Consider the following 24,029-nt stretch of genomic DNA (forward strand, 5'->3'; position numbering starts at 1 on the left):
CGCACGCCCCGACGCACCGGACCGCCCGGTCGCCCGCTCGACCGAGCCGGCGGCCGGGCGGTCCCGTTGCGACCGGGCCCTCCCGTTGCGGCGCCACCGTCCGTCCCGGTCGGCTGCACCCGGCGAGCACCGCCGGGCGGGCACCATCGGGCGCGCCGCCCCTCCGCCCCTCGACGTCACCCCGGCCATCGGGCCGGGCGGCCCTGGACCTCGGCGACGGCCGGGTGGCGAACGGCCTCCAGGACGTCATCGGCGAGCAGGGCCTCGATCAGGGCGGGCGGGCCGAACACCTCGGTGGCGCTGAGGTCCCAGTCGGTGAGGACGAACCAGGAGCCGTCCAGCGGCCACCAGTGGGCCGGGAACTGCAGTCCGCTCGCACGGGCCGGGCCCTCGCAGGCCTCGTGGTGGGCCACCACCTCGCCCAGCCGGCCGCGATGGGCGGGGACGGGCGCCGACAGGTCCTCGATCGCCGCCTGCGCCCAGTAGCACTCCGTCGCCGTCCCGTCGGCGCCGTGCCGGGCCAGCAGCTCCACCAGGCGGGTCAGGCAGTCGCGGTCCGGCACGCCGATCCACGGGTACTCGACCCCGCCGGGCAGCGCGGCGCGCACGGGCCCGTCGAACACCAGGGAGGAGAGCGTGAACGGCCAGTCCGCGAGCCGGCGGCCGGCCGCCGCGAGGGCGTCGGCCCAGCGCACCCGCTGCCCGTCCACCCGCAGGGTGTGCAGCACCCAGCAGCGATCGGCGAACCGGTGCCCCGGGCCGACCGGTTCGTAGCCGAGCACGGCGTCGCCCGCCTCGAGGAACGGGCGCATCCCACCCAGCGGGTCCTCGTCCGGTATCCGTTCCACCGCTCCGCCGTCCTCCGCCCGCGCTCTGCCCGCCCCTTCCGTGCCCCCGCGTCCGCCGTGTCCGCCTCGTCCGCCGCGTTCCCGGACGGGCCCCGGCCCGGGGTGGTCGGCGCGGGGTGACGCCGTCGGCGCGGGGTGACGCACCGTCGGAAAACCGCTGTCCGGCCCGGCTCGACCTGGGCGAGGATAGCCGCACGACGACCGGGCGGACCGCCGGGGTGCCACGTCCGGTCGGCCCCACCGCCCGCCCCGCCGACCGTGGAGGCCCGACGCCATGACCGACTTCCCCGCCGACACGGCCGACGCCGCCGGCCTCGCCGGCCCCGGCCGTCCCACCGGCCCGGTCGGGCACTTCTACGACGGGCTCGCAGCCGGCTACCACCTCCTCTACGCCGACTGGTCGGCCTCCGTCGGCCGGCAGGGCGCCGCCCTGGACACCCTGATCCGCACCGACCTCGGCGACCGCCCCGGCAAACCACCGCTGGACGTCCTGGACTGCGCCTGCGGCATCGGCACCCAGGCCATCGGCCTGGCCGGCCTCGGCCACCGCGTCACCGGCACCGACCTCAGTCCGGTCGCCGCCGCCCGGGCCGCCGACGAGGCCGGCCAACGGGGCCTGCACCTGCCGACGGCCGCCGCCGACATGCGCTGGCTCCCCTTCCCCGACGCCCGGTTCGACGTCGTCGTCTGCGCCGACAACGCCCTCCCCCATCTGCTCACCCCCGAGGACGTCGACGCCGCGCTCACCGAACTGCGACGCGTCCTGCGGCCCGGCGGCCTACTGCTGCTCAGCACCCGGCCCTACGACGAACTTCGGCGCACCCGCCCGGCGTCCACCCCGCCGCAGACCGTCGACCGGGACGGCCGGCGATCGGTCGTCTTCCAGCTCTGGCACTGGCACGAGGACGGCGAACGCTACGACCTGGAACTCTTCCGCCTCGTCCCGGACGCCGCCGGTGCCTGGCAGGTCGACGTCCACCGCTCCACCTACTGGGCACTGACCGCGCCCCGGCTCACCGCCTTCGCCACCGCGGCCGGCTTCACCACCGTCCGCTGGCGACACCCCGCCGAAACGGGCTTCTTCCAGCCCGTCCTGATCGCCCGGGCCCCCTGACGCCGCCGGGCGGTCCCCGGCGGCGGGCGTGCGACGGCGGTGAGGGCGGGCGCCGCCCTCGCGGGTCTGTGATCATGCCCGGGCAGTGGGTGCACACACCGCAGACGACCACGGTGTCGGCAGCGATCCGGGTGCCCGCGGCAGGCTGGTGCGCGACCGCGCACTCGGGCGGACCAAGTCGGAGGCGATGCGGCGGCCACGACCCGTCGGACACACTCCGAACGGGCTTCTCACGGCCGGTCCTGACCGCCCGGAACACCTGACGACGCCGGGCGGGTCCTGCCGACGGGCCCTGCTCCGGCGGCCCGGACCTGGGCGACACCCCGCCGCCCGGGCGCCGTCAGTCCCACCAGAGGACCACGGCCAGGCCGCGCCGGGCGGCCTCGGCGTAGAAGCCGAACAGTGCGGCGAAGTGGGTGGCCGCGTAGCGCCGGGCGCCGCCCGTGATGCCCTGGGAGAGCGGGCCGAGGTCCTCGGGCGAGACGGACTCCCACAGAGCCGGCAGGTCGATCCCGTGGAGCAGCCCGGCGGCCCGGGCCACCTCCGCCGGGGCGAGTGCGGTCGGGGTGCCGCCGAACGCGGCGATGGCGTACGGGTACCGGTTGAGGAAGGCGAGGTCGAAGCCGGGATCCCCGTCGAGGGCCAGGTGCAGCGCGGCCAGCGGGGCCTGGTCGAGGCCTCCGAGTTCGGCGACGCGCTTGAGGAGGAAGGGCGCCCAGTCGAGGTCGAGGCAGTCCGCGGCCGGCGGGTCGAACCCGTGGTCGCCGTCGGCCCGCTCGGCGGCCAGGGTGCGGCAGCGCTCGAGGTAGGCGACGGGGACGCGGGCGAGTTGTTGGGTGACGGCCATGCCCACCAGTGTCCGGAGCGTGTCCAGCGTTTTTCGCGACCCTGGGCGGCCCTGAGCGGCCCTGACGGCCCGACCGCTCGGGCCGCTCGGGCCGCTCAGGGGGCCCGGCGCGGCCCGGTCAGGTTTCGCGCTGCGGGTGGTACTCGGATTCCGGGACGCCGAACGTCCAGGCGACCCCCGCGCGGGCGGTGCGGGTGCTCGGCGGGACGCGCAGCCAGTAGGTGCGGAAGGTGCCGTCGGGCTCGGCGGTCGAGTTGACCACCTCGACCATCACCACCGGCTCGTCGTCGGGCAGGGTGATCCGCCAGAGCACTCCGGTCTCGTCACGGTCGACCGGGACGGCGCCGGAGTCGGCGAGGTAGCGGTCGTAGCCGTAGTGCTCCAGCAGGACGCGGCGCAGCTCGGCGTTCTCCTCGGTGCGGATCCGCTCGGCCGTGACGTCGCCGAGCCCGGCCAGGAACTCGGCGGGCACCGGCATGCCGCGCCAGGCGTGCAGGGCGAAGCCGTCCGCGTACTCCAGGGCGGGGCCGTCCGCCCGGTCGAGCCGCCCGGCCTCGTCCCGGTGCAGGGCGACCGGGCGTTCGCTGACCAGGGCGACGTCGTGGTACGGCCACCACCAACCGGCTTCCCGGGCCACCGCGGCGAGCGGCTCGGCGGCGCCGGCACCCGGCTCGTCCGTGCCGAACGCCGCCTCGAAGGCGGCGAACCAGGGCGCGTCGTGCTGGCCCCGCACCGCGTCCAGCAGGGCGAGCCGGACGGCGGTGCGGCGGGCGCGGGCGGCGTCGGCCGCCCCGCCCGGGGCCTGCGCGCGGTCCGCCTCGGGGGCGAGCCGGTCCAGGACGGCGTTGCGGACGCGGTCGGCGAGCGGGGTGGCGACCGGGCCGAGTTCGCCGCCGGTGACCGCCCAGTGCGCCGCCCACCCGGCGGCGCCGACCCGCTCGACGGCCCGCCGCCGGTCCCGCTCCCAGGGCCCGGTGCGCACGGCCTCGCGGACGCTCGCCGCACCGGCGGCCCGCAGCTCCAGCGCCGCCTCGGCGGCCGCCAGCGGCGAGCCGAACCAGCGGACGGCCGCGGGTTCGGCCAGCCCGGCCGCCCGGTACGCCGCGCGCACGGCCCGCTCGGCCGCCGCCCGGTCGGCCGGTCCGGTGGCCGCGGCGACCGCCCGCCAGCGGGCCGTCACCCCGGCGGGACCGTCCGCCGTCGCCGCCCCTGCCGCGTCGTCGGGAATCACCGTCTGCATCGTCCTGCTCCGTTCCCGGCCGGGCTCCCCGCCCGGCCGCATGCTGCCGTTCCGTTCCGAGTTCCGGGCTGCCTGTCGTGCCGCCCGCCGCACCGCCCGCACCGACGCCGCCCGACCGCCGGTCGCTCCCGACACCGGTCGGTCCGGGCACCGGTGCCGGCGGGCCGGTCGGTCGGCTCAGTCCGCGACCATCCGCACCGCGCCCGGGACGTACTCGCGCTGACGCACCACCCGGTACCAGCCCCTGGGCAGCGGTATCGCCGCGTGCTCCTCGTGCACCACCCGGCCCCCCTCGGGCAGGTGCAGCCAGCCGGCGCCGAACGGCCCGGCCTCCCGCCGGAGGGCGCCGGGGCCGACCACGGCGTGGGCGTGCCCGGTGACCTCCCCGAGCGCCAGCACCATCCGGCCGCGCCCGTCCCGCGGCTGCTCGGCCAGCGCCGCGACCCGGCCCGGCACGGCGCCCTCCTCGACCGGCACGATCAGCACATCGCCCTGGCGGTACATCAGTCTCCCCTCACCGTGGACCGGGCCCGGCGGACACCGGACCCCGCGGCTCCGCCGTGCCCTGCGCGGTCACGTTCCGGAGCCAGGACCCGAACGTAGGGCACGGGTCCGACAACCCGCCCCCGCCCGCCACCCGGGCACCGGACTGTCAGACCCTGCTGGTAGACATCTGTTCGGCCCGACCCCAGAGGAGCAGCGCATGACCGTCAACCACCACATCGAGCAGTTCCACGGTCTCCCGGTCTTCGACTTCGTCCAGGCCGTGGACGCCGCCGTGGAAGGCGCCGCGGACGAGGCCGCGGAGGCCGGCGGGGCGGTGGTCCCGGGGCTCCCGGAGCCCACCGCCGTCGCCTGGCGGATCGGCCTGAACTACGAGTCCGAGGAGGCCTTCACCGAGCGCTGGGAGCAGTTCCTCGACACGGTCGACGCCGGGCGCGTGGCGGCCGTGGTGATCGGCCCGTGGTTCTCCGAGGAGCCGGAGGGCCTCGGCTCGGCCCTCGAGGCCATCACCGGCGCGGCGGGCCGGCTGCCCGCCCTGCGCGGGCTGTTCGTCGGTGACATCACCTACGAGGAGAGCGAGATCTCCTGGCTGGAGATGGAGGACGTCACCCCGCTGCTGACGGCCTTCCCGCGGCTGACGGAGCTGGTGGTGCGGGGCGGTACGGGCCTGCGGCTCGAGCCGGTGCGCCACGAGGCGCTGACGGCGCTGCGGTTCGAGGCCGGCGGGCTGCCCGTCGAGGTGGTGCGCGCGGTGGCCGGCTGCGACCTGCCCGCCCTGCGGCGGCTCGAGCTCTGGCTCGGCGTGGACCACTACGGCGGGGACGCCGGCGTCGTGGACCTCGCCCCCTTCCTGGACGGCACCCGCTTCCCCGCGCTGCGCCACCTGGGCCTGCAGAACAGCCTGCTCCAGGACGACATAGCGGCCGCGGTGGCCCACGCCCCGGTGGTCGCCCGGCTGGAGTCGCTCAGCCTCTCCATGGGCGCGCTGACCGACCAGGGCGTCACCGCCCTGCTGGAGGGCCAGCCGCTGACCCACCTGCGCACCCTCGACCTCCACCACCACTTCCTCACCGAGGACGTCCAGCAGCGGTTGCGGGAGGCCCTGCCGGAGGTCGGGCTCGTCCTCACCGGCGCCGGCAAGCCGGACGACCGCCGGCGCTACGTGGCCGTCTCCGAGTAGCGGCGGCCGCCCGGCACCCGTCACCGGCCGCCGCACCGGCCGACCGTACCCCGCCGACCGACGGCCCGACCGACCCGCAGCCCTACCGGCCACAGCCCGACGGCCGGTTCCGCCCCACCCCGCACCCCGCCCGCCGAACTCCCCGCCTGGACCGAACATGACCGTCTCGCAGCACCCCGACCGCTTCCACGACCTGCCGATCCACCCCTTCGACCCCACCGCGGCCGCTCGGCCCGCCGCGGGCGAGGTCGCCTGGCGGCTGGCGCTGGAGTACGACACCGACCACGACTTCGACCGGCTCTGGAAGGCCTTTCTGGACGCCGTCGACCCTGCCGGGGTCCGGGCCGTGGTGATCGGCCCCTGGTGGCAGGACGGCTACGTCTCCGTGGCCGCCGCCGTCGCCGCCGTCACCGCCGACGCCGCGCGGCTGCCCGCCCTGGAGGCGCTCTTCCTGGGCGACGTGACCTTCGACGAGTGCGAGATCTCCTGGATGGAGATGGACGACGTCACACCGTTGCTGACGGCGTTCCCCGGGCTCACCGAACTGACCGTCCGCGGTGGCATGGACCTCGTCCTCGCACCGGTGCGGCACGACCGGCTGACGGCGCTGCGGTTCGAGGCCGGTGGGCTGCCGGCCGCCGTGGTGCGGGCCGTGGCGGCCTCCGAACTCCCCGCGCTGGAGCGGCTGACGCTCTGGCTGGGCACCGACGAGTACGGCGGCGACACCACGATCGACGACCTCGCCCCCTTCCTCGACGGCGCGCGCCTGCCGAGCCTGCGTCACCTCGGACTGGCCAACAGCGACATCCAGGACGAGATCGCCTCGGCCGTGGCGCACGCGCCCGTGGTGGCCCGGCTGGAGTCGCTCGACCTCTCCATGGGCGTGCTCTCCGACGAGGGTGCGGCCGCCCTGCTGGAGGGCCAGCCGCTCACCCACCTGCGCAGCCTCGACCTGCACCACCACTACCTCGGAGAGGAGATGCAGCAGCGGCTGACGGAGGCCCTGCCCGGGGTCGAGGTCGACCTCGGCGACGCGGAGGACGACGACGAGGACGACGGCTGGCGCTACGTCGCGGTCGCCGAGTAGGCGGGTGGGGGCACGATGACGCCGCAGCTGACCGTCCTCGGCAATCCCGAGCACCGGCGGGTGACGCTGTTCGCCGCCGCGGCCCGGGCCGCCGGGCTGCCCGAGCCCGCCGTCCTGCCCTGGCTGGACGTGCTGCGCGGCCAGTACCGGCCGCCCACGGGCGGCCTGCTGCGGATCGAGTCGCCGGGCGAGGACGCCCGGGTCGACGAGCTGCTGCGCGGCCCGGCGCTCGGCCCCTCCTACGCGCCGACCAGGGTCGAGGGCACGGCAGCCTGGTACGCGGGCGTGCTGGCCGCGCTGCGCGGGCTGGCTGCCCGCCCGGGCGTGCGGCTGCTCGGCGACCCGGAGGAGATCGGCGTGATGTTCGACAAGCGGCGGGCGCACGCGCTGCTCGCGGCCGCCGGGGTGCCGGTCCCCCGGGCGCTCGGCGGGGAGGTCACGGGCTGGGAGCAGCTGCGCGGCCGGCTGGCCGAGGCCGGGCTCCACCGGGTCTTCGTCAAGCCCGCGCACGGTTCCTCCGCCTCCGGGGTGCTCGCCCTGGAGTTCGGGCCGCGCGGGCAGGTGCTGGCCACCACCTCGGTCGAGCTGGCCGACGGCCGGCTGCACAACTCGCTGCGGGTCCGCCGCTACCGCGACGAGGCGCAGGTCGCCGCGATCGTCGACCGGCTGGCGCCGGACGGCCTGCACGTCGAGCAGTGGATCCCCAAGGCCTCCCAGTCCGGCCGCTCCGCCGACCTGCGGGTGGTGGTCGTCGCAGGCCGGGCCACCCACGTGGTGGTGCGCACCAGCGCCCAGCCGATGACCAACCTGCACCTCGGTGGCGCCCGGGGCAGCGTCGACCTGGCCCGGGAGGCCGCCGGGGCGGCCTGGCCGGTCCTGCTGGAGACGGCCGAGCGCGCGGCGGCCTGCTTCCCCCGGGCGCCGATGGTCGGTGTCGACGTACTGCCCGCGGCCGGCTGGCGGCGGGCGCTGGTCGGCGAGGTGAACGCCTTCGGGGACCTGCTGCCCAACCTCACCGGCCTGTCCGGAGGCCCCGCCGAGGGCCTGGACACCTACGGCGCCCAGCTCGCCGCGCTCACCCGGCCCGCCGCCTTCACCCGTTCCACGGGAGGGGCCCCCGGCCCCGCCCCGACGACCCACCAGATGACGGAACACGCACCATGAACCACCGCTCTCCCGACCGCACCCCCGCCCAGGCCCCGGCCCCGGTACCGCCGCGGGCCAGCCGGGTCCCGACCCCGGAGCCCGCTCCCGCTCCGGAGCCCGCTCCCGCTCCGGACATGAACGCGGTGGTCGGTACCCACGACCTCCTGCTCGTCACCCTGGACACGCTCCGCTACGACGTGGCCGAGGAGCTCGCCGCCGCCGGCCGGATCCCGCACCTGGCCGCGTTCCTCCCCGGCGGCCGCTGGGAGCGCCGGCACGCGCCCGGCAGCTTCACCTACGCCTCCCACCAGGCCATCCTGGCGGGCTTCCTGCCCACGCCGGCCTCCCCCGGCGGCCCGCACCCGCGCCTGTTCGCGGCCCGCTTCGCCGGTTCCGAGAGCACCGCCCCGCGCACCTGGGTGTTCGACGCGCCGGACCTGCCGACCGCTCTCGCCGGGGCCGGCTACCGGACGGTCTGCATCGGCGGCGTCGGCTTCTTCAACAAGCAGGGCCCGCTCGGCTCGGTGCTGCCCGGCCTGTTCCAGGAGAGCCACTGGGAGCCCGCGATGGGCGTGCCCTCACCGACGTCCTTCGAGGAACAGGTCGCCCGGGCCGAGCGGGTGGCCGCCGAACAGCCCGCCGGGCAGCCGCTGTTCCTCTTCCTGAACGTCTCCGCGCTGCACCAGCCCAACTGGTTCCACCTGCCCGGCGCCACCCGCGAGCACGGTGACTCCCGGGACAGCCACGCCGCCGCGCTGGAGTACGTGGACGCGCACATCGGGCGGCTGTTCGGCGCGATGAGCGCCCGCCGGCCCTGCTTCGCGATCGTCTGCTCCGACCACGGCACCGCGTACGGCGAGGACGGCTACACCGGGCACCGGATCGGCCACGAGGTGGTCTGGACGGTCCCGTACGCCCACTTCACCATCCCGGCCCGGCCCGGAGCCGGTACCGCCGCCGACCCCACCGACCCCGGCACCTCCGCCACCACCGCCACCGCCACCACCGAGGAGCGCGCATGACCACCGCCCCCCCGCGCCCCGACTCGCCCTACCGCTCGTACGTCTACGCCTACCCGCACAAGACCGCCTACCGCCCGCTGCCCGAGCGCCCGGCGCTGCGCGAGCTGTGGGCCGGCGAGGCGCAGCACGCGCTCTCCCTGTACCTGCACGTCCCGTTCTGCGAGGTCCGCTGCGGCTTCTGCAACCTCTTCACCCGGATCGGCAGCCCCGAGGGCCTGACCACCGCCTACCTGGACGCCCTGGAGCGCCAGGCCGTCGCCGTCCGCGCGGCGCTGGAGGAGGACGCCCGGTTCGCGCTGGCCGCGTTCGGCGGCGGCACGCCCACCTACCTGACGGCCGGCGAGCTGGAGCGGCTGTGCGACATCGCGGAGCGGCGGATGGGCGCCGACCTGCGGGCGGTGCCGCTGTCGGTGGAGGCCTCCCCGGCCACCGCGACCGCCGACCGGCTGGAGGTGCTGGCCGCCCGGGGCGCCACCCGGCTGAGCCTGGGCGTGCAGTCCTTCGTCGACGCGGAGGCCCGCTCCGCCGTCCGCCCGCAGCGGCGCGCCGAGGTGGAGGCCGCGCTCGGCCGGATCCGCGCGGCCGGGTTCCCGGTGCTCAACATCGACCTCATCTACGGCATCGACGGCCAGACCGAGGCCAGCTGGCTGCACTCGCTGGACGCGGCGCTCACCTGGCAGCCCGAGGAGCTCTACCTCTACCCGCTGTACGTCCGCCCGCTGACGGGCCTGGCCCGGCGCGGCGAGCAGGAGAGCCCGTCCGCCTGGGACACCCGCCGGCTCGCGCTCTACCGCGCCGGCCGGGACCACCTGCTGGCCCGCGGCTACCAGCAGGTGTCGATGCGGATGTTCCGCCGCGCCGCCTCCCCGCAGGCCGGGGCGGGCGAGTACGCCTGCCAGACCGACGGCATGGTCGGCCTGGGCTGCGGCGCCCGCTCCTACACCTCGCGGCTGCACTACTCCTTCGACTACGCGGTGAACGCCACGGAGGTGCGCGGCATCATCGACGACTTCGTCGCCACCGAGGACTTCCACCACGCGGAGGTCGGCCACCGGATGAGCGGCGACGAGCCCCGCCGGCGGCACCTGGTGCAGTCCCTGCTGCAGGCCGCGGGCATGCCGCTGGCGGACTACCGCGCCCGGTTCGGCAGCACCCCCACCGAGGACTTCCCGGTCGAGCTGGCGGAGTTCGCCGCCCGCGGCTGGCTGGCCGAGGACGGGGAGCGCCTGCTGCTCACCCCGGAGGGACTGGCCCACTCGGACGCGGCCGGGCCGATGCTGTTCTCACCCGGGGTCGCCGCCCTGATGGCCGCCTACGAGGCGAAATGACCTTCCTCGGCCTGCCCGTCGTCCGGCCCCCGCACGCCGCCCCCGTGCCGGGCCTCGCCACCGCGGCCCCGGTGGAGCCCGGTCCGCGGGCTCTCACCCTGCTCTACCGCGGTCCGCTCGCCTCCTGTGACTACGACTGCCCCTACTGCCCGTTCGCCAAGCGCCGCGACACGCCCGACCAGCTGCGCGCCGACCGGGCGGCGCTGGAGCGGTTCACCGGCTGGGCGGCCGGGCGGGCGGGCAGCGGCGACACCCTCTCGGTGCTGTTCACGCCCTGGGGCGAGGGGTTGGTGCGCTCCTGGTACCGGCGCGCCCTGGTCGGGCTGAGCCGGCTCCCGCACGTGCGCCGGGTGGCGATCCAGACCAATCTCAGCTGCCGCACCGGCTGGCTGGCGGAGACCGACCTCGACACCCTCGCGCTCTGGGTGACGTACCACCCGGGCCAGGTCTCCCGCGAGCGGTTCCTCTCCCGGTGCCGGGAGCTGGACGCGCTGGGCGTGCGGTACAGCGTCGGGGTGGTCGGCCGGCCCGAACACCTCGCAGAGGCCCGCCGGCTGCGCGCCGAACTCGCCCCGGAGGTCTACCTCTGGATCAACGCCGCCGAGGGCCGGACGTACTCGGACGCCGAGGCCGCCGACTGGACGGCGCTCGATCCGCACTTCGGCTACAGCCGGCACGCCCACCCCAGTGCCGGCCGCCCCTGCCGCACCGGGGAGTCCGTGCTCTCGGTGGACGGCGACGGCACCGTGCGCCGGTGCCACTTCGTCCGGGACGTCCTCGGCAACCTCTACGACGGCTCGTACCGCACGCGGCTGGGGCCGCGCGGCTGCCCGTTGCCGGTCTGCGACTGCCACATCGGCTACGTCCACCTGGAGACCCTGCCGCTGTACGAGCTGTTCGGCGCGGGCGTGCTGGAACGCGTCCCGGCGGCCTGGCCACCCGGCGCCGGCTGACGGCCGCCCGACGACCGGCCGAGGACCGGCCGAGGGGGCCCGGGGCCCACGTTTCCCCGGGCAGCCCGGCGCGGACGTACCTAGCCTGGTGGTAGGAGGCGATGGACATGCTTGGAGACGCACCCCTGATAGCCATCATCCCGGCCGCCGATCTGGCCCGCGCCAAGGCGTTCTACACCGACACCCTCGGTCTGAAGCTCACCGAGGAGAACCCGCACGAACTCGTCTTCCAGTGCGGCGGCACCGAGGTCGGCCTCTACGAGACGCCCAGCGCCGGGCAGGCCGCCCACACCCTCGCCAGTTTCAAGGTCGCCGACCTCGACGCCGAGATGGAAGCCCTCCGCAGCCGCGGCGTCACGTTCGAGGACTACGACTTCCCCGGTCTGAAGACCGTCAACGGCGTCGCCGACGACGACGGCATGCGCGCGGCCTGGTTCAAGGACAGCGAAGGAAACATCCTCTGCGTGAACGAACGCACCACCGGATAGCACCGCACCCGCCCGCCCGATTCGGCGGAGGCAGGAAGGGCGCCGCACTGCACCGGGGCGGCGGCCGCTGAGTGAAGCTGCCGGGGCTGGCGCTCGACCGGCCCCGTGCTGGGCCGCGCCCGGCTCCGGGGGTGGACCCGGTCCTGAGTCCGGCGGGGTCAGCGGCCGGAGGAGACCGCGAAGGGGGTAAGGCCGTGGCGTCGCGGGGGGCGGGGGATCACGAGGCATGGCCCCGGCGGTGCGGGCCGTGGTGATGCCGCCGAGTTCCTCGACCTGTACGGGCTGCCAGCCGCGGTCGCCGTGCAGGCCGGTGACGGCTGCCAGCCGGGGTCGCCGTGCAGGCCGGTGACGGCTGCCAGCCGGGGTCGCCGTGCAGGCCGGTGACGGCTGCCAGCCGGGGTCGCCGTGCAGGCCGGTGACGGTCTGCACGGCGTCGGTCGCCACCCGGGAGATACGCGGCCCCGGCCTCGATCGTTAACAACGAGTGCATGCCACGCACTTGTAGAGTTCCCTCCATGCAGCTGGATCTGAACCTGCTCACAGCACTGGACGCGTTGCTGGAGGAAGGCAGCGTCGCCGGCGCCGCGGCACGCCTCCACGTCACCTCACCGGCGATGAGCCGCTCCCTGGGCCGCATCCGCAAGGCCACCGGTGACCAGATCCTGGTCCGCACCGGCCGCAGCATGGTGCCCACCACCCGCGCGCTGGCCATGCGCGCCCAGGTCCACGCCCTCGTCGAGCAGGCCCACCACCTCCTGTCGGCCCATCAGGAGCTCGACCTGGCAGCGCTGGACCGGGTGTTCACCGTGCGCTGGCACGACGCCCTGACCGCCGCCTGCGGCACCGCCCTGACCACGGCCGTCCGCCGGCAGGCCCCCGGCGTCCGGCTGCGCCTGTCCACCGAGCCCGGGGCGGACGACGCCGAGTTGCGCCGGGGCGAGGTCGACCTCGAATCGAGCTCCCGCGCCCCGGAACTCCCCGACATCCGCCACCGCCTCGTCGGCAGCGACCGGTTGGTCGTCGCCGTCCGGCCGGGCCACCCCCTCACCGAAGGCCCGTCGGACCCGGAACGCTACGCGGCCGCCGACCACCTCACCGTGTCGCGCCGCGGAAGCCTGCGCGACCCGATCGACGACGCGCTCATCACCCGCGCTCTCGCACGACGCGTCGTCGCCGCCGGGCCCACCACCGCCTTCGCCCTGCAACTCGCCCTCGAATCCGACCTGGTCGTCACCCTCCCCGACGCGGTCACCCGCACCGCCCGGGAACGGCTCGGCCTGGTCACGCTGCCGCTGCCACTCCCGCTGCCCGACGTCCCGCTGTACCTGCTGTGGCACCAGCGCTACGACGACGACCGCGCCCACGCCTGGCTGCGCGACCTCGCCGCCGAGACCGTCCGGGCCCTGTTCGCCCCGCCAACCGCTGCCGGAGCACCGCCCGTCCCGGAGCCGGCCGCGCCCGGGGCGGGCGGCTGACCTCGGACTCCCCGGCGGCTCCTCGAAGGCTTGCCCACGGCTCGGGGCGGTGATTCGCTGCTCGTGTCAACTCCCGGCACCACGACGGGAAATGAACGGGGGAGGCAGCACATGCCGGAAGTGACCGGCGGGCTCGCGAAGATGGCCGTCACCAGCGCCGTCGTGGCGAGCGCCGCGTTCGGCTTCGCCACACCGTCACACGCCGCCGCGCCGCAGGCCCCGGTGTCCGCGGCCCACGCGGCCGACGCGACCCACCAGGCCGACAGGGCCCTCGGGGCCGACGGAGCCACCGACACCGCCGCGCCCGTGCACCCGGTGGTGGACAGGCAGAACCAGGGACACTAGCCGGAGGTGACGGGTGCCCCCCGGGCCCGCGACGGCGCGCCCGGGGGCATCATCAGCCTTCGCCTTCTCTCCGCCTCGTGCTCGTGCCGGGCACGCCCGGCACGCCCGGCACTCCGCCGCGGGCCCGCAGCGCGGCCCGGGCCGCCTCCGCGAGGCGGTGGGCACCGGGCAGGACCTCGTCCATCTCGGGCACCCGCGGCTCCACGTGCGGGCCGACGGCCTCGATGGCCACCGCCGCGTCCTCCGCGGCCTGCTCCGGATCCTCGGCGAGGACGGCCTCGCCCCGGTGGACCCGCAGCAGGGCGACAGCGTGGCGTCCGATCAGCGTGTCGCGGTGCGTCGGGCCGAAGACGCGCTCCTGCTGGGGCCGCAGGGCCTCGGCGAGCTTCAGCGCACGGGCGACCTCTCCGTTCGTGGCATAGGCGTTGACCAGGTTGGCCGCGGAGACCAGGGTGTCCGGGTGGTCCCGGCCGAGGACCCGGGCCCGGGCCGGCAGGACCCGTTCGGAGAGCTCGACGGCCTCCTCACGCCGCCCGGTCCGGCGGCAGGACACCGCGAGGTTCGCCAGCGCGGTGAGGGTGTCGGGGTGCTCCGGGCCCTGGATCCGGGTCAGATCGGCCGCGGCCTGCCGCTCCAGGACGATCGCCTCCTCGGCACGGCCGCTCCGGGCGTAGGAGACCCCGAGCTCGACCTTGGTGTTCAGGGTGTCGCGGTGGTCCGGGCCGAGCGCACGGGTCCTGGCCGGCAGGACGGCCTCCAGGATCGCGATCGCCTCGGCGTACCGCCCTGACGCGTTGTACCCGACGGCCAGGTTCGCCCAGGCACTGAGGGTCTCGGGATGCTTCTGGCCGCCTTCCGCGCTCCGGCCGTCGAGCTGCACGCGCTCGGCCACGACCCGTTCAGCGAGCGCTACGGCCTCCTCCGACCGGCCGGCGTCGTGGTAGGCGCGCACCAGGCTTCCCCGCGCCCGAACGGTGTCCTGGTGGAACGCTCCTAGGACCCGCTCGTGAGCCTCCAGCACGCGTTCCCTGAGCGCCAGCGCGTCGCTGTAGCGGCCGGCATCGCTGTAGGAGCCGGCGAGACCGGCCAGGACGGTCAGGGTCCCGGGGGCGTCGGCGCCGTGGCGGCGCTCCGTGGCGACCGCGACCTGCTTCTGCAGGGCGATGGCCTCGGCGGTGCGTCCGGCCTGTCGGTAGGCGGCGGCGAGGTTGGCCCGCGAGGCGAGCGTGCTGTCGTCGTCCGCGCCCAGTTCACGGGTGTCCCCCTCCACCTCCTCCTCCCAGTGGGCGATGGCAAGCTCGTGCAGGCCGGCGTGGAGCAGGCTCATCCCCGCCTTCGTCCGCAGGACGAACCCGGGGAAGAGCCGCAGCACCTCGCTGCCGACCGTGTCGCGCAGGATCGCGGTGTTGGCCCGGAGGCTGGCCGCGAGGCGGTGGTCGGTGTGGTCCTCCTCGGGCCAGAGCAGGTACATCGCGAACATCACCGCGGACTGGACGGGCGTCGGTTCCGGGGTGGTGTCCCTGGCCGCGCGGGCCGTCAGGGCGTGGACGGAGACCTCCCGGTGGGCGGGGACCGCTCCCCGGTGGGGGAGGTCGACTCCGGCCGGGTAGCTGCTGAGCAGGTTGTAGCTGTGCAGGACGGCGAGGGCGGTGAGCGCGTCGTCGGCGCTGACCGGCGGGGGTTCGCCCGGTTCGGCGGGCTCCGCGCCCGGGACGCCGGTCGGCGACGGCCGACCGGACACCGCGGCCGCGTCCGCGGCGGCGCGTTGCTCCGTGAGGTAGTCGGTCACCGATCGGGTGGTCCAGAGGTCCCTGGGGTGTCCGGCCGGGTCGAGCAGGGCCGCCAGCCGGATCGCCGGGACGGCGAGCCCCCGGGGCTCGGTCCGCTGGGCGGCCTCCAGGGAGATCAGCAGCGCGGCCGCGACGGGCCTGCCGTACAGCTCGGTGTCCGCCTCGGGCGGCAGCAGGGCGTCCAGGGTCCGGGTGCGCTCCCGGAAGAGTTCCAGGTAGGCGGTGCAGGTCCGCTGCTGGTTGACCATGTAGGCGGCGGCGTGGGCGAGGGCGAGCGGCAGGCGCCCGAGCGCCTCGGCGAGTTCACCGGCCTGCGGGTCGAGCAGGTAGGGGTAGCCGGCGGTGGTGAGGCGTTCGCGCAGGTAGGAGACGGCCTCGGCCGCGTCGTAGACGTCGACCGGGACGATCGCCCGACCGCCGCCGGAGGCGTGGGCACCGCGCTGGCGGGTGGTGGCGAGGACCCGGCCGTTGCCCCGGCGGGACCGCCCGGGCCACAGCGGTCCGGTGGCGGTGAAGTCGGTGACGTCGTCGAGGACCACCAGCCAGCTGCGCTCGGTGCTGCGGAGCCAGCTCAGGAAGCGCTGGGCGTCCTTCTCGACCCGGTCGGCGGCGTTGGTGGCACCGGGCAGCTGGACGGCGGCGGCCGCCTCGGCGTACGCGAGGAGGACGGTGACCGGGTCGGCGGCCGCCGCCCAGACGACCACCTCGACGCCGTCCTCGAGGGCCTGCCAGGCGTAGTGCGCGGCCAGTTGGCTCTTCCCGACCCCACCGCCGCCGGCGAGCACCTGGGAGAGCACCACGGTCTCGCTGCCGGCCCGCACCCGGTCGACCGCCTCGCGCACGGCGGTGCGCGGCTGGAAGGCGCTGGCCAGGATCGGGATGGCGCCGATCGAGACCGGCCACTCCGGCGGCGCCGGCGGAGGCAGGTGGACGGTGCCGCCCTGGACGACCGGGCCGTTGACCGTCGAGTTGGCGATCACGTTGACGACGTTCAGGCCCCCGCCCGCCTCCGCGCCGTCCCCCGACCGCGGCGGCGGCGTCACTTCGTTCATGATCTGATCCTCCGTCAATCATTCGACGGCGCACATCCTTGCGCGCGGGGCCGCCGCCCGGAAGCCGTTTGCCCGAATCACCCCGCGACCCGGCGACACCCGGGAACACCCGGCGGCCCCGGCGCCCCCCGGCGTCCCGCGCCGACGCCCCACCCCGGTGACGGCGTGTCAGGCCCGCCGGGAGCCCTCGTCGGGGCGCTGTCGCGCACGACGGGCGCGAGCCGCCTCCGCGCGCGACTCCCGAGTGCGCCGGTGCGTCCCAGATCCTCGAAAGGCCAGGTGGGGCGGCCTGCCTGCAGGAACGCGGAGGTGGTGCACGACCCACCCCCGGGCGCGGGTTCGGACGGCCTCCGGAGCGGGAACCCGGCCGTCCACGGCCGCGTCGACGGCAACGGCCGCAGCACGGGCGGCGGCCCGGAGCCGAGGGGGTCGGGATGCACGACGACGCGTCACAGGACACCGCACGGGACACCACCGGCTGGGAGCTGCCGGGGTACCGGCACCAGCGGGAGCTCGGGGCGGGGGCCGGCGGCCGGGTGGTGCTCGCCCTCCACGAGGCCACCGGCACACCCGTCGCGATCAAGTACCTGCACGACGGCCTGGGCGGCCCGGCGCTGCGACGGGAGGCCGAGATGCTGGCCAGGGTCGACTCGCCGCACGTCACCCGGCTCTACGAGTACGTGGAGGGCGGGCCGTCCCCGGCGCTCGTGATGGAGCTGGTGGACGGCCTCTCGCTGCGCACCCTGCTGAAGGAGCTGGGGGCGACCACCCCGCAGGCGGCGCTCACCGTGCTCAAGGGCTCCCTGCTGGGCCTGGCCGCCGCCCACGCGGCCGGGCTGGTGCACCGCGACTACAAGCCCGCCAACGTCCTGGTCGACCGTCAGGGGTCCTCCAAACTCGTCGACTTCGGCATCGCCGTGCCCGGCGGCGACGACCGCGACGTCTCCGGCACGCCCGCCTACCTGGCGCCCGAACAGTGGGAGGGCGCCCCCGCCGCGCCCGCCGCCGACGTGTACGCGGCCACCGTCACCTTCTTCGAGTGCCTGGTCGGCCACCGCCCGTTCACCGCCGAGGGCATCGGCGCGATCGGCGAGCAGCACAGGTTCGCGCCCGTCCCCGAGGAACTGGTCCCCGAGCCGGTCCGGCCGCTGATCCGCGCCGGGCTCGCCAAACGACCCGCGGACCGGCCCGCGGGCGCGGCCGAGTTCGTCCGCCGGCTCGACGCGGTCGCGACGGCCGGGTACGGCGAACGGTGGGAGGAGCGCGGGCACGAGGACCTCGCGGCCCTGGTGGCCCTGCTCGCGGCGCTGCTGCCGTGGCCCGGGCCGAGCCCGGCCGCCGCCGGGACGACCGCCCTCGCCCGCACCGTGCTGACCGCGGGCACGGGCACGGCCACCGCGACGGCGGTGCGGCGGCCCGTACGGCGGCGGGCATCGCGAAGACCGGCCCGGCTGGGCATCGGGGCGGTGACGGGTGCCCTCGTCCTGGCGTCGATCGCCGGGATCGCCCTGGCCGGGGTCACCGACCGCAACGAGCGCACGGTCGCGGGCGATCCGATGCCGCTGGCGACCACCACGCTGTCCGCGGCCGGGGGCACCACCGGGGAGCCGTCCGGCCGCGCCGCTCCGCCCACCGTGGCCGCCGACCACGGCACGGCGTCGCCCTCACCGTCACCCACCGCACCGCACTCGCCGTCGCCGTCCCCCTCGCCGGTCACGTCCCCCTCGCACGGATCCTCCGGCAGCAACGGCGGCAACGGCGGCGGGAACGGGGGCAACGGGGGCAACGGCGGGGGCACCGGCGGCAACACCGGCCGGCCGACCTCCGGACCGCCGCACCCGCCCACCACCCCGCCGACGACACCCCCGCACCCGCCGACCGTCCCCACCCCGCCCACGACACCGCCGACCACCCCACCGAGCACGCCGCCCACCACCCCGCCGACCAGCAAGCCCCCCACCACCAGCCCGCCGCCGGTCCGCGTCACCTCGCTGAACATCGACTCGATCGCCTGCGACGGCGGCTACGGCGTCCAGGCCAACGTCACCGTGGTCACCTCCGGGCCGCCCGGCGCCACCCTGGAGATCAACTGGATGCACAACTCGACCCCGCGCGACCCGACCTCGACGGTGGTGGCGAGCGACACGGTCAAACTGGCCGTCGGCCGCTCCACGGTGACGGTCCGCCACCAGTTCGGCACCGGGGACAACTGGCTGCAGTGGGGGCTGCAGGTGGCCACCGCACCCTTCTCCGAACGCGCCTCGACGACCTACCGGGAGCTGTACTCCCCGGGCTGCCACGAGCCCGGCTGATCCGCCCCGCCACCACCCGGGCCGGGCAACGGCCCGGCGGAGTCCATGCCACCCCGCCTCGTCAAAGCCTGGAGGACCCCGTGCCCCGTACCGGACCCGCTCCCGACGACGAACCGACCGAACGCCTCACCCCGGGCGCACCCGCGCCCGCCCACCCCACTCCGGCCACCGGCCGCCCGGGCCCCCTCGACCGGGCCGAGGAGGCTCCGGTCGCCACCGCCCTCGACCCCACCGCCTGGGCCACCCCACCCAGCCGAGACCATACCGGCCGCCCGAGCCCCACCGACCGGGCCGAGGAGGCTGCAGTCGCCACCGCCCTCGACCCCACCGCCTGGGCCACCCCACCCACCACCACCGCCACCGTGACCGCCGCCTCCGAGGCCGGCCCCGGGCCGGCCCCCCGACCCGTCCCCCAGCCCGCCCCCGCGCCGACGGCCCCCGAGCTGCGCCGCTTCGGCCCCGGCGTCCCCCCGCAGGCCGCCGCGGCCTGGCGCGGTACCGCCGCGCCCGTCGATCCGCCCCGGCGGCCCGCCCGGCGCCGGGCGGCCGGCTGGCTGGTCTGGGCGGCCGTGCTGCTCGCCCTGCTGGCCCTGCTCCTCAACCGCTGCCACACCGACCCGCCGCTCACCGTCACCGGCGTCACCGTCGCCGCCGATCCGACGGCCGGGCCGTCCTGCGGTGGGACGGCCGTCATCACCGCCACCGTCACCACCGACGGCCACCCGGGCACCATCCGCTACCACTGGCTGCGCAGCGACGGAACGACCTCCGGCGAGCTGTCCCAGCCGGTCCGCTCCGGGGAGCGCCAGGTCGGCCTGGTGCTGCGCTGGACCTTCGACGGCCCCGGCAGCATGCGCGCCGACGCCGTCGTGGAGATCCTCGCCCCGCAGGCCCTCCGGGCCGACACCACCTTCACGTACTCCTGCACGCGCTGACCTCCCCAGGCCGACCGGCGGCGGAGACACCGGCGCGGAGAGGTGGCGACGCGGACAGGTGGCGACACGGACAGGTGGCGACGCGGACCGGTGGCGACGCGGACCGGTGGCGACGCGGACCGGTGAAAGGCCTGACAGGAGAGGGCAGTTGGCGACGACCGCACGGTCCCGAGACCTCGCCGCCGGCAGGCCGCGCCTCCCCGCAGGCGCCGCGCACGCCGCACCACGGCCGCCGCCTGGCGGGCGCCGGACGTCCGTCGAGGCCACCGCCGTCCCGAACGGGCTCCCCCGGTGGCGGAGCGCCCCGGCCTCGCCTTGACTGGTGCCGATCGTTGCCCGGCTGTGGGAGGACCGAGGGATGGTGTCGGCGAGGGAGGTGGCCGCCCGCTGGCAGGCGCGGCTGGTCCGGGCCCGCACCCGGTTCGAGCACGGACGGGCCGAGGCCGAACGGCGCTTCCCGGTGATCACCGAGCTGACGGCCCGCCTGCTCTCCCCCGGCCTGCTCGACGCCGCCACCCGGATGGCCTCCCAGGTCTTCCTGACCTCCGTCCCGCTGCTGTTCGCGGTGGCCGCGTTCGCCCCGGACGGGGTGCGGGACCAGCTGGTCTCGTCGGTCCGCTCGCTGTTCGGCATCTCGGGCTCCGCGGACCAGCAGCTCCACCAGTCGCTGTACGGCACCGGGGACCTCCGCGAGACCAGCGGGTACATCGGTCTGGTGATGGCCCTGCTGTCGGCCACCAGTTGCAGCAGGGCGGTGTCCCGGGTGTGCGAGCGGGCGTGGCGGCTGCCGAAGGCCGCCACCAGGGTCGCGGCGTGGCGGTGGGTGCTGTGGATCGTGGGCTGGGTGACCGTCCTGATGTTCCAGGGCCCGCTGCGCAGCGGCTTCGGCGCGGGCCTGTGGCTGGGCCTGCCGCTGACCTTCCTGGTGTCCCTGATCGTCTGGTGGTGGACCACCCACCTGTTGCTGAGCGGCCGGGTCCTGTGGCTCCCGCTGCTGCCCGGAGCCCTGCTGACGGCCACCGCGGTCACCACGATGGCGCTGAGCGCCCGGATCTACATGCCGGGCGCGCTGAACCGCGCGCTGAGCCAGTACGGCTCCCTGGGCCTGGTCCTGATGATCCTGTCGTGGCTGATCGCGATCTGCGTCGCCGTCACCTTCGCGATCACGGCGGGGGCGGTGCTCGCCCAGGAGCCGCCGCTGAACGCCTACCTGACCACGCCCGCCCCGGAGGAGCGGCATCCCGGCTCCCCGGAGGAACGGCATCTCCGCTGAGCCGCCCGACCACGCCGCTCGCGCCGCACCGCGCCGCACCGCACAGACGACGCCGTACCGCTCGTCACCCGGGGCGCCGCCACGGTAGCCGCCGCAGGAGCAGGCGCCCGGTGGCGACCGGGTCGAAGGAGCCCGGCCGCCCCCGGGTGATCGGGTAGCAGGCCAGGCCGATCAGCACCGCACTGAAGTGGCCGACGCTGGTGTAGTCCCGGCTCTGCACCACCCCCAGGGCGTAGAACCCCAGCACGCCCGCGGCGTACAGGTACCGCCACGGCCGCACGACCAGGTAGGTGAGCACCGCGACGACCCCGGCGAGCGCGTAGCTGACGCCGTAGTCGAGCGTGTAGACGGCCCGTGGCGGCGCGAGGCCCCGGTGGATCGCCCAGCCGAGGACGCCCTCGCTGAGGTAGGTCGCGCCGACGTGCGCGGCCGCCGCGACCGAGATCCAGCGCAGGGTCCCGAGCCAGCGCTCGGCGGGCACGTGGAAGACGTTGTAGAGCAGGAAGTAGCTCGGCCAGCCCCCGCCCGCGATCCACAGCGCGCTGGTGATCAGCACGCGCACCGGCGAGGTCTGCAGGTGGTGCAGGTTGGTCGAGCGCCGTTCCAGGATCCGGTCCGCGGTCAGCGGGTCGACGTGGCGGATGACCTGGGTGGTGACGAGCAGGATCGCCAGCCAGACGTAGGTGCCCGGGGCGCGGCGTACGTAGGCCCAGGCGGCGTGCGCGAGGCGGGCCCACCAGGGGCGCCTGTGCAGCTCGCCCGCCCGGGTGGTGCTGCCGCTCATCGGCGCCTCCTCCACGGTCCGCGCGCGGTCCCCCGGGCTTCACCCTCTCCCGGGGCGCGGCGGGGCGCGAGGGCGCGTTCGGCCCTCCGGGTGAGGGCGGGATCAGTCCTCGGGCAGCGCCAGTTCGGTCCAGACGGTCTTGCCGCGGGTGCCGTACCGGGTGCCCCAGCGCTCGCTGAGCTGGCGCACCAGGAACAGTCCGCGGCCGCCCTCGTCGGTGGCCCGGGCGTGCCGCAGGTGCGGTGAGGTGCTGCTGGAGTCGCTGACCTCGCAGATCAGCCGCCGGTCCCGGACCAGTCTCAGCCGCACCGGGCCCTCGCTGTACCGGATGGCGTTGGTGACCAGTTCGCTGACGATCAGCTCGGTCTCGAAGGCCGGCCCGGTCAGCTCCCAGGCGGCCAGCTGGTGGCGGACCAGCTCGCGGGCGGTGGCGACGACCGCCGGGTCGTGCGGCAGCGTCCAGCTCGCGGTCCGGTCGTCCGGCAGCCCCCGGGTGCGCGCCAGCAGCAGGACGGCGTCGTCCTCGGCCCGGTCGCTGGCGAGCGCGTAGGCCACGGCGTCGACGAGGTCCGGCAGGGGGCGGTCGGGCTGGGCGAGGATGCGGCGAAGGGCGGCGGGGGCGTTCTCGTCACCGGACACCAGGCCGTCGGTGTACAGGCCGACGACGGTGCCCTCGGCGAGTTCGATCGTGAGCGCCTCGTACGGGTCCTCCCGCTGCCCGGGCGGGGCACCGAGGGCGGCTCCGGGCGGCAGGTCGAGCCGGGTGACGGTGCCGTCGGGGGAGACCAGCAGCGGCTCGGGGTGCCCGGCCCGGGCGGCGGTGAGCTGCCGGGTGACGGGGTCGTAGACCGCGTAGACGCAGGTCGCGATGGCCGGGACGGTGGACCGGTCCGCCGGGTCCGGCCGGGCGGTGGTCCCGTCCAGCCGGGCGGCGGTCTCGTCGAGGCGGGCGAGCAGCTCGTCCGGCGGCAGGTCGAGCACGGCCAGGCTCCGGACGGCGGTGCGCAGCTGGCCCATCGCCGCGGCCGCCTCGAGGCCGTGGCCGAAGACGTCCCCGACGACCAGGGCGGCCCGGGCGCCGGAGAGCGGGATGACGTCGAACCAGTCCCCTCCCGCCGTGGCGGGCAGGTAGAGGTGGGCGGTCTCGACGGCGGAGAGCTCGGGGGTGCGGCCGGGTACCAGGTGGCGCTGCAGGGCGGTGGCGGTGGTCCGCTCGCGCAGGTAGCTGCAGGCGTTGTCGATGCTCAGGGCGCCGCGGGAGGCGACCTGCTCGGCGAGGTCGAGGTCGTCCCCAGTGAAGGCCTCCGGGCGTGCGGCGCGGTAGAGGGTGAGCACGCCCTGGACGGCGTCGGCGGTGGTGAGCGGCAGCGTCATCAGCGAGTGGACGCCCGCGGCGGCGAGCCGGTCGGCGCGTTCGGCGCCCAGGGCCGCCCGGGCACCGTCGTCGTCCAGCCGCGCCATCAGGCGCGCCTGGCCGTCCTCCAGGGCGCGGCTGAACGGGGTCGCGAACGGCAGCGTCTCCAGGGCGTCGCCGGCGAGGGACCAGCCGGGGTCGGCGGTGCGGACGGCCGCCCGGCGCAACGGGCGGTCGGCGGCCACCGGTCCGGGCCGGCGGCGCTCGCCGCGCAGCAGCTCGTCGAGCACGTGCACCACGGCGGCGTCGGCCAGCGCGGGCACCACGACCTCGGCGAGCTGCTCGGCGGTGGTGACGGCGTCCAGGGTGGTCCCGATCAGCCGGTGGGCCTCGTGCAGGACGTCGAGGCGGTCCCGGGCGGCCTCCTGTTCGGTGACGTCCTCCACGGCGACGGCCAGTCCGTGGCGGTCCGCGGCGAGGCCCTCCAGGCGGAACACCGAGACCGAGACCGCCGCCTCGCGCTCCGGCGCGTCCGGCAGCCGGCCCCGCAGCGGGTAGCCGCGCAGCGGCCGCCCGGTGGCCAGCACCTCGCGGGCGAGTGCGGCGAGTTCGGTGGTGCGGAAGCCCTCGACGAGCTCGTCCAGGCGCCGGCCGAGGACCTCCTCGACGGGGAGGCCGCGCAGTCCCCGCGCGGCGGTGTTGTAGCGCAGGACGCGCAGGTCCCCGTCGAGGACGTACAGGCCCAGGGGCGCCGAGGTGAACAACGCCTCGAGCACGGCGGAGGTGAACCCGCCGTCCAGTCCGTCGCCGTCGGCGTCGCGCATCCGGTCCGCCTCCCTTCACCGCCCTCCTCCCGACCCTCCGTGCTGCGGCCCGTACCTGCCAGGCCCGCTGCTGCAATCGGGGGACGGGGTCGCCTGCGGCCGCCCTGCCGGGGTCGGCGGCTGGCGTA

The 24,029-nt window shown here is 76.2% G+C and carries 20 protein-coding genes; 13 read left to right on the forward strand and 7 right to left on the reverse strand.

Features of this window, described 5'->3' with window-relative positions; genetic code table 11:
• Positions 1–176: 176 nt before the first annotated feature.
• On the reverse strand, positions 177–848 hold the full coding sequence (locus tag ACIRS1_RS25085) for a hypothetical protein (protein WP_402843607.1): 672 nt from the start codon (positions 846–848) through the stop codon (positions 177–179).
• Positions 849–1,122: 274 nt separating this feature from the next.
• On the opposite strand from ACIRS1_RS25085, the gene ACIRS1_RS25090 reads away from it, so the two are divergent.
• On the forward strand, positions 1,123–1,962 hold the full coding sequence (locus ACIRS1_RS25090; RefSeq protein ID WP_402843609.1) for a class I SAM-dependent methyltransferase: 840 nt from the start codon (positions 1,123–1,125) through the stop codon (positions 1,960–1,962).
• A 340-nt stretch (positions 1,963–2,302) separates the two neighbouring features.
• On the opposite strand, the gene ACIRS1_RS25095 is transcribed toward ACIRS1_RS25090, so the two are convergent.
• The 3 genes from ACIRS1_RS25095 to ACIRS1_RS25105 all read right to left on the reverse strand — a co-directional run bounded on the left by ACIRS1_RS25095 (position 2,303) and on the right by ACIRS1_RS25105 (position 4,553).
• Positions 2,303–2,809 carry a DUF1877 family protein gene (locus ACIRS1_RS25095; RefSeq protein WP_402843612.1) on the reverse strand — a complete coding sequence of 169 codons (507 nt, stop codon included), beginning with the start codon at positions 2,807–2,809 and terminating at the stop codon, positions 2,303–2,305.
• 118 nt (positions 2,810–2,927) lie between these two features.
• Positions 2,928–4,049 carry a DUF6745 domain-containing protein gene (locus tag ACIRS1_RS25100; RefSeq protein ID WP_402843615.1) on the reverse strand — a complete coding sequence of 374 codons (1,122 nt, stop codon included), beginning with the start codon at positions 4,047–4,049 and terminating at the stop codon, positions 2,928–2,930.
• Positions 4,050–4,226: 177 nt separating this feature from the next.
• On the reverse strand, positions 4,227–4,553 hold the full coding sequence (locus ACIRS1_RS25105; RefSeq protein WP_360206089.1) for a hypothetical protein: 327 nt from the start codon (positions 4,551–4,553) through the stop codon (positions 4,227–4,229).
• Positions 4,554–4,752: 199 nt separating this feature from the next.
• On the opposite strand from ACIRS1_RS25105, the gene ACIRS1_RS25110 reads away from it, so the two are divergent.
• The 9 genes from ACIRS1_RS25110 (at position 4,753) to ACIRS1_RS25150 (ending at position 13,577) form a co-directional block, all read left to right on the forward strand.
• On the forward strand, positions 4,753–5,733 hold the full coding sequence (locus tag ACIRS1_RS25110) for an STM4015 family protein (RefSeq protein WP_402843618.1): 981 nt from the start codon (positions 4,753–4,755) through the stop codon (positions 5,731–5,733).
• Positions 5,734–5,890: 157 nt separating this feature from the next.
• A complete protein-coding gene (locus ACIRS1_RS25115; protein ID WP_402843621.1) occupies positions 5,891–6,820 on the forward strand; it encodes an STM4015 family protein in 930 nt (309 codons plus the stop codon).
• Between the two features lie 15 nt (positions 6,821–6,835).
• Positions 6,836–7,984: an STM4014 family protein gene (locus tag ACIRS1_RS25120; protein ID WP_402843624.1), complete on the forward strand. Its 1,149-nt coding sequence runs from the start codon at positions 6,836–6,838 to the stop codon at positions 7,982–7,984.
• A gap of 116 nt (positions 7,985–8,100) precedes the next feature.
• Positions 8,101–8,988, forward strand: a complete 888-nt coding sequence (locus ACIRS1_RS25125) for an STM4013/SEN3800 family hydrolase (protein WP_402843775.1) — start codon at positions 8,101–8,103, stop codon at positions 8,986–8,988.
• Positions 8,985–10,316, forward strand: a complete 1,332-nt coding sequence (locus tag ACIRS1_RS25130) for an STM4012 family radical SAM protein (protein WP_402843627.1) — start codon at positions 8,985–8,987, stop codon at positions 10,314–10,316. The genes ACIRS1_RS25125 and ACIRS1_RS25130 overlap by 4 nt, the downstream gene beginning before the upstream one ends.
• On the forward strand, positions 10,313–11,269 hold the full coding sequence (locus tag ACIRS1_RS25135) for an STM4011 family radical SAM protein (RefSeq protein ID WP_402843630.1): 957 nt from the start codon (positions 10,313–10,315) through the stop codon (positions 11,267–11,269). The genes ACIRS1_RS25130 and ACIRS1_RS25135 overlap by 4 nt, the downstream gene beginning before the upstream one ends.
• 101 nt (positions 11,270–11,370) lie before the next feature.
• Positions 11,371–11,757 carry a VOC family protein gene (locus ACIRS1_RS25140; protein WP_360206108.1) on the forward strand — a complete coding sequence of 129 codons (387 nt, stop codon included), beginning with the start codon at positions 11,371–11,373 and terminating at the stop codon, positions 11,755–11,757.
• Between the two features lie 515 nt (positions 11,758–12,272).
• Positions 12,273–13,232: a LysR family transcriptional regulator gene (locus tag ACIRS1_RS25145; protein ID WP_402843633.1), complete on the forward strand. Its 960-nt coding sequence runs from the start codon at positions 12,273–12,275 to the stop codon at positions 13,230–13,232.
• 111 nt (positions 13,233–13,343) lie between these two features.
• A complete protein-coding gene (locus ACIRS1_RS25150; RefSeq protein ID WP_360206113.1) occupies positions 13,344–13,577 on the forward strand; it encodes a hypothetical protein in 234 nt (77 codons plus the stop codon).
• Between the two features lie 52 nt (positions 13,578–13,629).
• On the opposite strand, the gene ACIRS1_RS25155 is transcribed toward ACIRS1_RS25150, so the two are convergent.
• Positions 13,630–16,419 carry a tetratricopeptide repeat protein gene (locus tag ACIRS1_RS25155; protein WP_402843637.1) on the reverse strand — a complete coding sequence of 930 codons (2,790 nt, stop codon included), beginning with the start codon at positions 16,417–16,419 and terminating at the stop codon, positions 13,630–13,632.
• Between the two features lie 434 nt (positions 16,420–16,853).
• Here ACIRS1_RS25155 and ACIRS1_RS25160 point away from each other — a divergent pair, with 434 nt between their 5' ends.
• The 3 genes from ACIRS1_RS25160 to ACIRS1_RS25170 all read left to right on the forward strand — a co-directional run bounded on the left by ACIRS1_RS25160 (position 16,854) and on the right by ACIRS1_RS25170 (position 20,939).
• On the forward strand, positions 16,854–18,731 hold the full coding sequence (locus ACIRS1_RS25160) for a serine/threonine-protein kinase (protein WP_402843640.1): 1,878 nt from the start codon (positions 16,854–16,856) through the stop codon (positions 18,729–18,731).
• Between the two features lie 80 nt (positions 18,732–18,811).
• Positions 18,812–19,666, forward strand: a complete 855-nt coding sequence (locus tag ACIRS1_RS25165) for a hypothetical protein (RefSeq protein WP_402843643.1) — start codon at positions 18,812–18,814, stop codon at positions 19,664–19,666.
• Between the two features lie 358 nt (positions 19,667–20,024).
• The gene (locus tag ACIRS1_RS25170) at positions 20,025–20,939 is read left to right on the forward strand and encodes a ribonuclease BN (protein ID WP_360206123.1); all 915 of its coding nucleotides are present in this window, start codon (positions 20,025–20,027) and stop codon (positions 20,937–20,939) included.
• A 64-nt stretch (positions 20,940–21,003) separates the two neighbouring features.
• On the opposite strand, the gene ACIRS1_RS25175 is transcribed toward ACIRS1_RS25170, so the two are convergent.
• Together ACIRS1_RS25175 and ACIRS1_RS25180 are read right to left on the reverse strand one after the other, a co-directional pair.
• Positions 21,004–21,723 (reverse strand): rhomboid-like protein, encoded by a 720-nt coding sequence (locus ACIRS1_RS25175; protein WP_402843646.1) that lies wholly within the window; start codon positions 21,721–21,723, stop codon positions 21,004–21,006.
• A 102-nt stretch (positions 21,724–21,825) separates the two neighbouring features.
• Entirely contained in the window at positions 21,826–23,901 is a 2,076-nt protein-coding gene (locus ACIRS1_RS25180) for a SpoIIE family protein phosphatase (protein WP_402843649.1), read from the reverse strand.
• Positions 23,902–24,029 lie beyond the last annotated feature (128 nt).

The sequence above is a fragment of the Kitasatospora sp. NPDC101176 genome (genome assembly GCF_044768035.1).
In the GTDB taxonomy this organism is placed as follows: domain Bacteria; phylum Actinomycetota; class Actinomycetes; order Streptomycetales; family Streptomycetaceae; genus Kitasatospora.